The 12720-nt window shown below is 65.7% G+C and carries 9 protein-coding genes and 2 pseudogenes; 5 read left to right on the top strand and 6 right to left on the bottom strand.

Annotation, left to right across the window (positions count from 1 at the left end; genetic code table 11):
* Both SX243_21360 and hrcA read right to left on the bottom strand, forming a co-directional pair.
* Positions 1-296: hypothetical protein (locus tag SX243_21360; GenBank protein MDY7095532.1), on the bottom strand; the 296-nt coding region annotated here is incomplete at its 3' end.
* A gap of 98 nt (positions 297-394) precedes the next feature.
* On the bottom strand, positions 395-1456 hold the full coding sequence (hrcA, locus tag SX243_21355; GenBank protein ID MDY7095531.1) for a heat-inducible transcriptional repressor HrcA: 1062 nt from the start codon (positions 1454-1456) through the stop codon (positions 395-397).
* Positions 1457-2037: 581 nt separating this feature from the next.
* Here hrcA and SX243_21350 point away from each other — a divergent pair.
* The 4 genes and pseudogenes from SX243_21350 (at position 2038) to thiL (ending at position 7304) form a co-directional block, all read left to right on the top strand.
* Positions 2038-2619: pseudogene (locus SX243_21350) on the top strand (GTPase domain-containing protein).
* A gap of 688 nt (positions 2620-3307) precedes the next feature.
* Positions 3308-3805, top strand: a complete 498-nt coding sequence (gene nrdR / locus SX243_21345; protein ID MDY7095530.1) for a transcriptional regulator NrdR — start codon at positions 3308-3310, stop codon at positions 3803-3805.
* Positions 3806-3907: 102 nt separating this feature from the next.
* A complete protein-coding gene (gene lon, locus SX243_21340; GenBank protein ID MDY7095529.1) occupies positions 3908-6322 on the top strand; it encodes an endopeptidase La in 2415 nt (804 codons plus the stop codon).
* A complete protein-coding gene (gene thiL / locus SX243_21335; protein ID MDY7095528.1) occupies positions 6291-7304 on the top strand; it encodes a thiamine-phosphate kinase in 1014 nt (337 codons plus the stop codon). The genes lon and thiL overlap by 32 nt, the downstream gene beginning before the upstream one ends.
* Before the next feature lie 75 nt (positions 7305-7379).
* Here thiL and SX243_21330 read toward each other — a convergent pair whose 3' ends face one another.
* The 4 genes from SX243_21330 to SX243_21315 form a co-directional block, all read right to left on the bottom strand.
* A complete protein-coding gene (locus tag SX243_21330) occupies positions 7380-8045 on the bottom strand; it encodes a MerR family transcriptional regulator (protein ID MDY7095527.1) in 666 nt (221 codons plus the stop codon).
* A 396-nt stretch (positions 8046-8441) separates the two neighbouring features.
* Positions 8442-9278: an ABC transporter permease gene (locus SX243_21325; protein ID MDY7095526.1), complete on the bottom strand. Its 837-nt coding sequence runs from the start codon at positions 9276-9278 to the stop codon at positions 8442-8444.
* Complete coding sequence (gene nikB / locus SX243_21320) at positions 9275-10207, bottom strand: nickel ABC transporter permease (protein ID MDY7095525.1); 933 nt, start codon at positions 10205-10207, stop codon at positions 9275-9277. The genes SX243_21325 and nikB overlap by 4 nt, the downstream gene beginning before the upstream one ends.
* Before the next feature lie 40 nt (positions 10208-10247).
* Positions 10248-12599, bottom strand: coding sequence for a sigma 54-interacting transcriptional regulator (locus SX243_21315; GenBank protein MDY7095524.1), 2352 nt, complete (start codon positions 12597-12599; stop codon positions 10248-10250).
* On the opposite strand from SX243_21315, the pseudogene SX243_21310 reads away from it, so the two are divergent.
* Positions 12600-12720, top strand: a pseudogene (locus SX243_21310) (G-D-S-L family lipolytic protein).

Here is a 12720-nt window from a genome sequence, read left to right as displayed (position 1 = left end):
ATGGAGAGGTCCTTGAGGCTGGACAGCTCCTGCTCTAACTGCTCCACTTGGTCCGCGCGATCCGGATCCCCAGCGAGCTCGTCGCCGCGGTCACCAGCCTCACCTTCGGCCCGCTGCTCCGGCCCCTCCTCGGGGTCCTCCGGCAGCTTGCGGCCGGTCCGTTTAGCCACCTGCTCCACCGCCTCCACGGCCTCCCGCATGGCGGCGTCCAGGCGGCCGGAGCCGGGGCCGTGGATCTTGATCTCTCCGCTCTTGCGGCCCTGATTGTCCGATCGATTCGAATCCTGTTCCGACATCTTCAAAACGCTCCTCTCCGCCTCACTCTCGTATTCTGTATGCGGAGTCTTTCGATCATTCTATGGGAAGGCCTTGCCGAAATCTCGCTTCCACCCCGTCAATCCTCCGCCAAGAAGGTGCTGGCCAGCGCCATGCTCAGCCGCTCCCCCAGGTAGTGAACCAACGGAATGGTGCGTTGATATTCCATCCGCGACGGACCGAAGACCCCGAGGGTACCCAGGGGGTTTTCCCCGACGCCGTAGGTGGTTGTGACCAGACTGAAGTCGAGATCCGAGGTCAAATCGCTGTCCTCGCCGATGAGAACCCGCACACCGTGGCCTTTCATGCATTCGGTGAGCATGTACACCAGCCGCGCCTTGTCGGAGAACTTCTCGAATAGGCAGCGAACGCGCTCGATATCCGCCAGCTCCGGCTGGGACAGCAGCTCGCTGGTGCCGTCCACCAAGACTTCCTGATCGCCGATGTCCAGTCCGGTCTTCGCCAGCTCGATGGTCAGCGCCAGAATCCGATCCATCTGCGCCCGCTCCTCCGCCATCAGCCGCAAAAGCCGGTCGCGGATCTGGCGCACCGTCAGCCCGGAAAAATTCTCCGTCACATAGTTGGAGATCCGCGCCAGCTGCTCGCGGCTCAGGGGCTCGCGGGTCTGGATCACCTTCTTGTCCACAAAGCCGGCGGTGGAGACCACGACGCACAGGACCTTGCGATCCGAAAGGTGCACGAACTCGACGGTCTTGAGCACCGTCTCCGCCAGCGCCGGGGTGAGCAGGATGCCCACCTGATGACTGAGCTCCGACAGCAGCTGGGAGGTGGCGGCCATCAGATGATCCGGGTCGCCCTCGCTGGAAACCAAGCCGTGATCGATTCGGTCGCGGATGCCCTGCGGGATCTGGGACGGATCCATCATCGAGCCGATGTAGAGGTGGTAGGCCTTGCGGGTGGGAACGCGGCCGGCGGAGGTATGGGGCTGGGACAGGAGCCCCAGCTCCTCCAAGTCCGCCATGGTGTTGCGGATGGTGGCCGCCGACAGCCCGTGCTGCCCATGCTTCGCCACCGCCCGCGAGCTGACCGGCTCGGCGTTCAAGATATACGTCAGGATTACATCCTTGAGGATGGCCCGGTCTCGGGCGGTCAGCCCAAACTCTCCGTCTTGGCTCCCCATAGCGTCTCGACCCCCAACTTTTGACTCCGCGTGTCGCGAATCCGCGTGTCCCGGCTCTCCGTGGCGGCAGCAGACTGGATCGTCGGCGCAGCCGCTCTACGCGGCCCCCGACGAATTGGCGAAGGGTACTTGTGACAGCGCCCTTTGTCAAGGTCAAGTGCTTGTAGGCCAAGCACTTGCGCAACGGGAGCGAGGCTCCCGGCAGTCCCCGGGACCCCCCGCTGGTAGAAGCTCCCGTGCCGGTCTACGGCGAAGATCGCCTCGCGCTCTTCCAATCCTTCTCCGGCCTGGATTCTACCCCACACGCCGTCCAGCACCGCCGCGCCGTCCTGCGGCTAGTTCGAGCGCTGGTTCGAGCACCAGTGGCGCCGCAGGCGGGTCATGGGTGCGGTGGCGCCCGTTTTCCGCTAGCATGGGCGTGAGAAGCCGACGGGCAGACCCGCTCGAAAATCGATCGTGCAGACCGGCTCTCGACAACCCGCGAGAGCCCGTAACCAGGGGCTTTGTGAAACCTTGCGTCCATTGACCACCCAATCTACCGGTGCTATGCTCTCCCACCCACATCGGCGGTACTGACCCCCATGGTTTTCTTCAACTACAGCACCATGCAGATGGCCGCCAAGATCGTGTACTACGGTCCCGGTCTCTGCGGTAAAACCACCAATCTGCATTTCATCTACAGCCAGACCTCCGGCGACAGCCGGGGCGAGATGGTCTCGTTGGAGACCGAAACCGACCGTACCCTCTTCTTCGATCTCCTGCCCATCGACGTCGGCACCATCGGCGGTTTCAGCACCCGCATCCAGCTCTACACCGTTCCCGGTCAGGTCTTCTACAACACCACCCGCAAGCTGGTGCTCAAGGGTGTGGACGGCGTGGTCTTCGTGGCCGATTCTCAAAAGCCCATGCTGCAGGCCAACGTCGACTCGCTGAAGAACCTTGCAGAGAATCTGGGAGGAATGGGCATCGAGCTCGGGGATCTGCCCATGGTGCTGCAGTACAACAAGCGGGATCTGCCCTCCATCTGCTCGGTAGAAGAGCTCAACAGCGCCCTCAATCCCGAAGGCAAGCGACCGTACTTCGAAGCCTCCGCCCTGAACGGCAACGGCGTCTTCGAAACCCTCAAGGGAATCTCCCGGCTGACCCTATTGTCGCTCAAGAAGAAGCTCGCCCGCGACGCCGGCGACCGGGGCAAGGGTCCCAAGCCGCCAGCCAAACCGCCGGCTCAAGCTCCAGCCAAACCCGCCGTTCAGGCTCCACCCAAGCCCGCTGCGGCAGCCCCTCCGGCCCAACCCGCGGCCCAGGAGCCAGCACCCCAAGCCGCCAGTCCGCAAGCTCCCAGTCCGCCGGCCCAGCCCGCCCCACCACCGGCGGCGGCCCCGACAGCGGCAGCCCCGGCAGCTCCGTCCCAGCCCGCGGCCAAGAAACCCTCCGGCGCCAAAGCCCGCAAGTCGGTGGACGTCCTCGGCGAGCTGGAGAAGTTGCGCCGAGAGGTCAAGGGACGCCGCCCGGCGCGCCCCGCCCCCCGGACAGGAGCCAACGGCGGCGGAGAGCTCAGCCGCGAGATCCAAATGACCATCAACCGCTCCGACTTCCATCGCCTGCGGCGCTTCTCCCTCAACCTGCAGGTGGAGGACGAGAACAACCAGGTGGTCGACGCGGTACGCGATTTCCACGTCGACATTCGGGACCCGGCGAGCCTGGAAAAGGTTCTGCTGCGGCTCAGCATCGCCCTCAATCCGAAAGGACCCGCCAACCCCGGCGGTGAGTGAGGGCCTTCTCCCCACCCGATCCGTCGATGAATCCGGTGGGTGCCTGCGTGGGGTCGGCGGCGGGACGGAGGTGGGCACCATGAAATGCCCCTATTGCGGACAAAACGACGATCGGGTGGTGGACTCCCGGGAGAGCCGTGATGGCGAGACCATCCGCCGGCGCCGCCAGTGCAATCACTGCGAGCACCGCTTTACCTCCTACGAGCAGATCGAAGACATCCCCTACATGGTGGTGAAGAACGACGGCAGCCGCCAGGAGTTCAGCCGCTCGAAGGTGATGGCCGGACTGCTGCGGGCGTGCGAGAAGCGGCCCGTGTCGGTCTCGCAACTGGAGGAGCTGGTGGACGCGCTGGAGCAGTCGCTGCACCAAACCACCGAGAGGGAGTTGAGCACCCAGGACATCGGCAGCTTCATCATGGAACGACTCAAAGAGCTGGACCAGGTCGCCTACATCCGCTTCGCTTCGGTCTATCGCCGTTTCGAGGATGTGGACGCCTTCATGGAGATGGTCCGCTCCCTGCCCACCCGCAAGACCCCCGAACCCTCCGCCGAAGACGACGCGCGGATCAAGACCTGAGGCGCCGGCAGCGCCCGGAGGCCAGCCGTCCTCAGGCGGCCCCTTCGGCAACGGCCCCTCCCGGCGCCCCCCAGTCCCGGCGCGCCGTCCACGGAGACCATCATGGCCCACAATCCAGAGCTCGACAGCGAAGAGACCATCACCATCCCCGACGTCCTACCGGTGCTGCCGGTGCGCGACGCGGTGGTCTTCCCGTACATCATCCTGCCCCTTTCCGTCGGCCGGGAGGAAGGCCTACGGGCGGTGGATCGAGCCCTCGAGGACAATCGCCTGATCCTCCTCGTCTCCCAACGCGATTCGAGCCAGGAAGAGCCGGAGCTGGACGAGCTCTACAGCGTCGGCACCGTCGCCGCCATCCTGCGCATGCTCAAGCTCCCCGACGGCCGGGTACGCATCCTCATCCAAGGCCTGGCGCGGGCGAGCCTGGGAGCTCCCCAACAGACTCAGCCGTTCCTCCAGGCGCGGGTGGAAACCCTCCCCGACGATCCCATCCCGGAGCCCGACGGCGACGACCCGCTGGAGGCCGACGCCCTCATGCGCAGCGTCCGGGAGCGCCTCGAACAGGCCGCCAGCCTCGGCCGCGGCATCTCGCCGGACGTGCTGGTCATCGCCGCCAGCCAACAGGACCCGGGCCGCCTGGCGGACCTCGCTGCCAGCAATTTGGACCTGGAGGTGGAGGAAGGTCAGGGCCTGTTGGAGACCACCGACGCTCTGCGCCGCCTGCAGCTGGTCAGCGACCTGCTCAACCGCGAAATCCAGGTGCTGACGGTGCAGCAGGAGATCTCCTCCGAAGCCCGGGGAGAGATGGACCGCAGCCAGCGGGAGTACTACCTGCGCCAGCAGCTCAAGGCGATCCAGACCGAACTCGGCGAAAGCGACGACCTGAGTGAGGAGATCACCGAGTTCCGTCAGCAGGCGAAGGAACGGGAGCTGAGCGAGGAAGCGGTGGAGGAAATGGAGCGCCAGATCCGCCGCCTCGAGCGCAGCCACCCGGAGAGTGCCGAGACCAGCATCACCCGCACCTACCTGGAATGGCTCACCGGCCTACCCTGGAACAAAACCAGCGAGGACCAGCTGGAGCTCGGCCCGGCCCGGGAAGTCCTGGACGAGGATCACTACGACCTGGAAAAGGTCAAGGAACGGATCCTCGAATTCCTCGCCGTGCGCAAGCTCAAGGATGACACCAAGGGCCCGCTGCTCTGCTTCGTCGGCCCGCCGGGCGTCGGCAAGACCTCCCTGGGGCGCTCCATCGCCCGTGCCATGGGGCGCAAATTCGTTCGCCTCTCCCTGGGCGGCGTCCGCGACGAGGCGGAAATCCGCGGCCACCGGCGCACCTACGTCGGCGCCTTGCCCGGGCGCATCATCCAAAGCCTCAACCAGGCCGGCACCAACAACCCGGTCTTCATGCTCGACGAGATCGACAAGATCGGCGCTGACTACCGCGGCGACCCATCCTCGGCGCTGCTGGAGGTATTGGACCCGGAGCAGAACTCCACCTTCCGGGATCACTACCTGGGAGTGGCCTACGACCTGTCGAAGGTGCTCTTCATCGCCACCGCCAACCTACTGGAGCCCATCCAGCCGGCCTTCCTCGACCGCATGGAAGTGATCCGCCTCAGCGGCTACACGGCGGAGGAGAAGCTGGAGATCGCCCGCCGCCATCTGATCCCCAAGCAGACGGAGGAGAACGGCCTGCAGCCGGGCCACGTGCAATTCAGCGACAACGCCCTGCGGCGGATCATCCGCCACTACACCAAGGAAGCGGGATTGCGCAATTTGGAGCGCGAGCTCGCCGCCATCTGCCGCAAGGTGGCGGTGAAGGTGGCCTCCGGCGACGAGACCCCCATCCAGATCAACGTCCAGCGGGTGGAGAAATATCTCGGCCCGGCACGGCACTACCCGGAGGAGCTCCTCGACCGCGACCGCGTCGGCGTCGCCACCGGCCTCGCCTGGACCGCCGCCGGCGGCGACCTGCTCTTCATCGAGGTGGTGGCGGTGCCCGGCAAGGGCAAGCTCACCCTCACCGGCCAGCTCGGCGAGGTGATGAAGGAATCCGCCCAGGCGGCCCTCTCCTACTCCCGCAGCTACGGCAAGAACCTGGGGCTGGGGGAGGAGTACTTCGCCCAACACGATCTGCACATCCACGTGCCCGCCGGCTCCATCCCCAAAGACGGTCCCTCCGCCGGCATCACCATCGCCACCGCCATCCTTTCCCTGCTCACCCGCAAACCGGTGCTGCGGCGAGTGGCCATGACCGGCGAGATCACCCTGCGCGGCGACATCCTGCCCATCGGCGGCCTCAAGGAAAAGGTGCTGGCAGCCCGCAGCGCCGGCGTCGACACGGTGGTGCTGCCCCGGCTCAACCACCGGGATCTCGAGGAGATCCCGAGCCCCCTCAAGCGTAAGCTCACCTTCCATCTGGTGGATCACATGGACGAGGTGGTGAAGATCGCCCTCGACCAAGAGGAAGAGCCCGTCGAGGAGGATGCGCAGAAGAACACCGGCGACGATGGGTGAGGACGAGCTCCTCGCCTGGTTGCGGCGGCAGGACTCCCGCCTGGCGGAGCTCCTGGGGGACGACGCTGCCCTGCTGCCCCCCTCTCCTGATGAGGGAAGCCGGCACCAAGCCGTCACCGTCGACAGCCAGATCGAAGGGATCCACTTCCTCCCCGGCCTTGACCCGGCGGTGGTGGCCCATCGGCTGTTGGCGGTCAACCTCAGCGACCTGGCGGCGGTGGGCGCCGAGCCTGTCTACGCCTTCCTCGCCCTCGCCGCCCCGGCGGACTTCCCCCACAAGCGCTTCTTTCGAGCCCTGCTCGACGGCTGCAGATTTCACGGCCTGCGTCTCGCCGGCGGCGATCTGGCGCGGGCGCCGGCGGTCACCGCCACCCTCACCCTCATCGGTCGTCAGCCCGACGGGGGGCGCTGGGTGCGCCGCGACCTGGCCCACCCGGGAGATGTGCTGTGGGTCGGCGGCAGCCTCGGGGAATCGGCCCTGGGCCGCTTCCTGCTGGGCCGGATAGGCCGCCCGGATCCCCTCGCCGCCGAGCACTCGCTGCCCGCGGAGCTCCTCCCCGCCGCCCGCCACTCCCTGCGCCGTCATCTGCGCCCCGAGCCCCAACTGGCGCTGGGCAAATGGCTCGGAAGCCAACCCCGGGCCGCCGGTCTCGACCTATCCGACGGGCTGGCCAAGGATCTGCCGCGGCTATGCGCCGCCAGTGGTTGTGGAGCGGCGATCGAGGCCGCATCACTGCCGGCACCGAAAGAGTTTCAGGCCCTGTGCCGAGCTCTGGAGGTGAATCCGCTGGAGACCCAGTTGGGAGGCGGGGAGGATTATGTGCTGCTCTTCGCTCTACCGCCCGAGACTCACCCACCGGAGAGCTTTGGCTGCACCGCCGTCGGCCGCATACAAAACGACCGGACCCTGTCATTACAAGGCCCGGTCGATTGTGTCGAGCTACCGGCGTTGGGCTGGGATCATTTATCGCCCCGGGAGTAAGCCTCCCGGAAGGTGGTCCCTGCGAACGGATCGCCGGCGCGTGGCTTGACCAGAAGTTCTGACTGCCGAGATCGATCAGCGCCGCTTGAGGGTCAGCTGAACCGGCTTGTCGAGCTTCTTCTCGATCGCCTTCAGCTGGCGCTCGATGGCGGCCAGGCGCTTGACCACATCCCGATCCGCCTTGCTGCTGCCGGAAGAAGTGACCCGACTGGTAGAGGAGGACCTGCTGGAGCCGGTGGACTTGCTGCGGCCACGGCCACGGCGGCTCTGGGAACGAATCTCTTCGAACACCTCCACCGCTTCCGGATAGTAGCGCCGGCTACGGCCCTTGCCCTTGCTCTTCAGCCGCGAGCTGTGCTGTTTCACATAGCGGGAAAGAGTGGGATAAGAAATACCGGTACGCTTGCTGATCTCGGTGAGGGTCAGAAGCTCCTCGCCCTGATCGTCGCTCGCCGCTTCCGCCTTCTTCTTGGCGGCGCTCCGGCGGGCCTTGCGGCGACTGCGGGTCTTGCGCCCTCTGCGCTTCGAACCACCATCGCCGCTACTCTCCTTGCGCGGCCGGCCACGCTTGGAGATGTTCTCCTTCTTGATCTCTTCGAAAACCTCCAAGGCCTCTTCCGGATACCGCTGCATGCGGCCTTTGCCTTCCGAAGGGATCCGGTCCTGGTAGTTTTTCTTGTATCGCTGGAGTGTGGGCATCGAGATGCCCGTTCGTTTTGAAACCTCAGTAAGTGTAAGCAATCCGCTCTCCTGTGTCTAAGGCCGCAAGGGCCAGTTCCTAGAAACTCCTAAAAAGGGAAAGAAAAGAAATCAACTAACAGCGCCTATTATTCTTAAGATGCCGCACCGAGTCAACAAAGAACCAGTCAATGATCGGAAAAAAGGGTTGTCTTCCTCAGTCTACGCTCCCATGAACGTTCCTCCAGCTGGCGGAAACCCGCCTTCGGCAAAAGCCGGACCCGCCCCAAGTCCTTGATAATCCGTCAGATAGCCGCGCCCCGGGCGAAGCCCCCGCCGACCTCGGCCCAAGGTGCCGCACTATCCTGAATGATGAATTGAACCGAAAGGAAACGAAAGGGCTTTCGATCTTAGGGCGCCCAGACCCGGAGGCATTGGCCTCAAGTAGAGAAAGGGGCCTCAAGTAGAGGAAGGGAGCTTCCCCAACTCCCCCCGCAGCCGCGGATTGAGCGCGTCGACCAGTGCATCGCCCAAGAAATTCAATCCCAGCACGGTGAGCACGATGGCAGCGCCGGGGAAGAGCGCCAAATGCGGCGCATCCAAGAGATGGCTGCGGCCGGCATTGATCATCGCTCCCCAGGAAGGGGTAGGGGGTTGGATGCCCAAACCGAGAAACGAAAGCCCGGCCTCCGCCAGAATGGCTCCCGCCATTCCCAAGCTCGCCTGCACCATCAGTGTCGGCAGCACGTTGGGCAATACGTGGACCCACAGCACCCGCGACGGTCGTAGCCCTGTAGTCCGGGCGGCGAGGACGAATTCTTGTTCCCGGATTTGCAGCACCTGACCCCGCACCAACCGTGCGTACCCCACCCAGCCGATGACCACCAACGCCAGCACCACATGGCGCAGAGCCGGCCCCAGAACCGCCACCAAAGCGATGGCTAGGAGGATCCCCGGAAAGGCTAGGAAGACATCGGAAACGCGCATCACCAGGGTATCCAAGCGACCGCCCACGAAACCTGATAGGGATCCCAAAGCGGTCCCCAAAGCTCCCGCCAGGAGCACCACCGAAAGACCCACTCCCACCGACACCCGGGCCCCGTAAATCATTCTCGAAAGAATGTCCCGACCCAACTCGTCCTGCCCCAGCGGATGTTCCAAGGTCGGGGGTTCGAGGCGGCGTTCCAGATCCTGGGCGCTGGGATCGTAGGGCGCCAGCCAGGGCGCCAGCAGCGCCGTCAGGAGCACCGCCGCCACCACCGCCGCCCCGACCAGGGCATGAGCACGGATCTTCATGCGCCTTCCTCCTGATAGCGAATGCGCGGATCGAGCAGCGCGTAGATCAGATCCGTGAGCAGATTCACCAGCACATAGGTCACCGCGATGATCAACACACCACCCTGTACCAACGGATAGTCCCGCAGCCGGATGGCCTGAATCAGCAATCGCCCCAACCCCGGCCAGGAGAAGATGGTCTCGGTGATGATGGCGCCGGTGAGTAGAGCGCCAAATTGCAGACCGATGATGGTCACCACCGGAATCAAAGCATTGCGCAGGGCATGACGCACAACCGCCTGTCCCCGCCGCAAACCCTTGGCCTGAGCGGTCACCAGATAAGGCCGATGAAGCTCCTCCGCCACCGACGAGCGCACCATGCGGGTGAGCAATCCGGCGAGGGCGGTACCCAAGGTAATGGCCGGCAGTACCAGGCTGGCCCACCCCTCCCGCCCCGACACCGGGAGCAGATTCCAATAGATCGCAAACACCAGGATCAACATGGGGCCGAGCCAGAAGTTGGGGATGGAAACCCCCAACAACGAAAAGAACCGGGAGAGTTGATCGATCACCCCGTCTTTGTGCAGTGCCGCCAGCACTCCCAGCGGCAGAGAGATCATCAACGCCACCAACATGCTCGCCAACGCCAGCTCGAGGGTGGCGGGATAGTGCTCCGCCAGCAGCTCCGTCACCGGCCGGCGATAGTGCAAGGACTCTCCCAGGTCGCCGCGGAAGAGCCCGGTCATGAACTCCAGATATTGCTCTCCCAGCGGGCGGTCCAGCCCCAGGGATTCCCTCAACGCCTGGACGTCCGCCGCCTGAGCGCCGTCCCCCAGCATCATCTGCACCGGGTCCCCGGGAATCAAATGAATGAGGGAGAAAACTAGCGTCGCCACCAGCAGCGCCACCGGCACCACCTGCACCAAACGCCGAAGAAGGTAATAGGTCATCGTTGCTTTCGGTTGCTCACTCGGCAAGTCGTTCCATCAACTAGCCCTCGAGACGCAGCTGCCGTACCAGATAGGAGAGCGCCTGGCGGCTCATCCCCAATCGGCGGGCGGCTTCCGCACGGTTGCCCCCGGCGGCTTCCAACGCCTCGGTCACCAGGCGGCGGCGGAAGGCTTCGAGGCTCTGATGATAGTCGGTCACCGGCGTCGCCGCGTCGGACGGCAAATCCAGATGCTCCTCGTCCACCGCACCACCGCCGGCCAACGCCACCGCGACACTCAGCACATTGCGTAGCTCACGAACATTGCCGGGCCACGAATGCCCCAGCAGTCGCGCCCGGGCCGCCGCCGTCAGCTCACGGCTCTCAGGGTCTGATCGAGAGCCTGCGGACTGGGCGCGGTTGTTCGTTCCGTGGAGAAAATGTTCCGCCAGCAGGATCACGTCCCGACCGCGGTCCCGTAGCGGCGGCAGGGTCACCAGGGCGACCCGCAGGCGGTAGAAGAGGTCGCGGCGGAAGTCTCCGGCGGCCACCCGCTGCTCCAGGTCATGGTGGGTTGCCGCCACCACCCGCACGTCCACCTTGCGCGGCAGGCTTTCTCCCAGTCGCCGCACCTCCCCTTCCTGCAAGACGCGCAGGAGATTGCCCTGGGCGGAGAGGGGTAGATCACCGATCTCGTCCAGGAAGACGGTGCCGCCGCGGGCGGTCTCGAAGACTCCGGCGCGGTCCCGGTCGGCACCGGTGAAAGCCCCCCGCACGTGACCAAAGAGATCCGAAAGCACCAGATTCTCCGACAGAGCCGCGCAGTTGAGGGCAACGAAGGGACCCTCCCGACGGGGTGACAGATCGTGCACCCGCCGCGCCGCCAGCTCTTTGCCGGTACCGCTCTCCCCCTGAATGAGCACCGGCACCGGGCTGCCGGCGAGCCGCTCCAGCCGCTCCAGGGCTTCGCCCAAAGCCGGACTCTCCCCGACCATGCCGCCACGGCGCGAGCTGCGCCGCCGCCGAGGCGGCTCGAAGTCCCGCACCAGGACGGTGAAGAGAGCCGCCAGAGTCGGGTCCAGCGCCGTGGCCTGAAGCACCAGCCGGCCGCCGGGGAGCTCCGCTTCCGCAACTTCCGGCAAGGTTTCGGCAGCTTTCGCTGGCATCCCCCGGCCCGAACCCGAAGCCTTGATCACCAGGGCCGGCTCGCCCACGGCACCGTCCCGCCGCCACTCCAGCTGCGCCTCCGGATAACCCGCCGCGGTCAATAGCTGAGCCATCTCCTGGGCCGTGTCTTGAGGCTCCGAAGCCGCGGTGAGAGCCTGCCGTTGATAGGCTGCCAGAGCTTCCCAAGCACCATCGTCGGAGGCTTCCAACCGGGCTGCCGACGGAGCCGCCCCCAACCGGCGAAGGGTTCCCGCCGCCCGCCGGCGCAGCCGCACTGGCACGATTCCCGGGGAGGCCAGCTCCAGGTCCAGTATCAGCCGCGCCGCACGGAACTCTCCCAGCTCCTCCACCTCGTGCCAGCGGTCCGCGGCGGGAGGAGCTCCGGTGAGCACGTCCCGCCACAAACGACTCCCGGCCCCTGATTCCACAGCCTGTTCCAGCGCCCGTTCCCGCAGGCCCGCCTGCGCCCACAGCGCCGGCCGCTCTTCCGGCTCCAGCTCGTCCAGCGGCGGCGTGCCGCGCTCCAGCACCTGCGCCGCGGCCTCGGCGTCGCCGGCCAGCCCCAGCGCCCGGGCCAGCAGCATCTCCACCGCGTCCCGGCGCCAGCTGGAATCCTTGCTCTCCAGCTCGTCCAAGGTCTGGCGCAGGTGCGCCGCCGCAGCGGTAAAGCGCCCCTGCACCATCTCGTAGCGCGCCCATAGCTCGGCGTCCTGGATCGCCCCGCGCAAATTGCCCGCCAACCGATTCTCCGCGGTGCTGGCCTCGAGGATTTCCCGCACGCCCTTGAGCCGCCCCCGGCGCAGCCGTATCTCCGCCAGGTTGTAGAGGGTGAGGGTGGTGCGCCGCGGCCCCTGGCAGCTGCCCAGCAGACGCTGGGCGTGCAGAAAGGCGCGTTCCGAGCCGGCCAGATCTCCCAGTTGCGCCCGGCCGACCCCCAAATCGTTCCACAGACTGCCGGCCTCGAAACGGGTCAGACGGCGGCGATGGGGGCCCAACGCCTGAGCGAGGTGCTCCACCATGGTCTCGCCATCCCCCTGCGCCTGCGCCGCCAGAGCCTGGCCTTGGTGCCAGCGCCAGGCCCAACGAGCATCGTCCCGGAGGCCTCGGGAAGTCTCCAGACTCCGGGCCATGGCCTCGTCGTCACCACCGTCCCAGGCCGCCATGGCCGCTTCCAAGTGGGCGCGCTGGAGCCATCGCCCGCCGGCCTCCTCACCAGCTTCCAGCGGGCTCTGGAAGCTGGTGAGGATGATCAATATATATATAAAGAGGCGACTCGGTTGGCTTGTTTAAAGCGAAAAATTCCTTATTTAGATGTGTTTGAAAAATGGTTAAGTCGGGGCGAAAATTGGTGGAAATTACGTCTTTGTA

Source organism: Acidobacteriota bacterium (assembly GCA_034211275.1).
In the GTDB taxonomy this organism is placed as follows: Bacteria; Acidobacteriota; Thermoanaerobaculia; order Multivoradales; family JAHZIX01; genus JAGQSE01.
This window is presented reverse-complemented; position numbering and strand designations above follow the sequence as displayed.

Bases quoted from the DNA above. Each gene is read 5' to 3' on its own strand.
- lon (MDY7095529.1), top strand. From the start codon at position 3,908: ATGGCCCACAATCCAGAGCTCGACAGCGAAGAGACCATCACCATCCCC.
- thiL (MDY7095528.1), top strand. From the start codon at position 6,291: ATGCGCAGAAGAACACCGGCGACGATGGGTGAGGACGAGCTCCTCGCC.
- SX243_21325 (MDY7095526.1), bottom strand. From the start codon at position 9,278: ATGAAGATCCGTGCTCATGCCCTGGTCGGGGCGGCGGTGGTGGCGGCG.
- hrcA (MDY7095531.1), bottom strand. From the start codon at position 1,456: ATGGGGAGCCAAGACGGAGAGTTTGGGCTGACCGCCCGAGACCGGGCC.
- nikB (MDY7095525.1), bottom strand. From the start codon at position 10,207: ATGACCTATTACCTTCTTCGGCGTTTGGTGCAGGTGGTGCCGGTGGCG.
- nrdR (MDY7095530.1), top strand. From the start codon at position 3,308: ATGAAATGCCCCTATTGCGGACAAAACGACGATCGGGTGGTGGACTCC.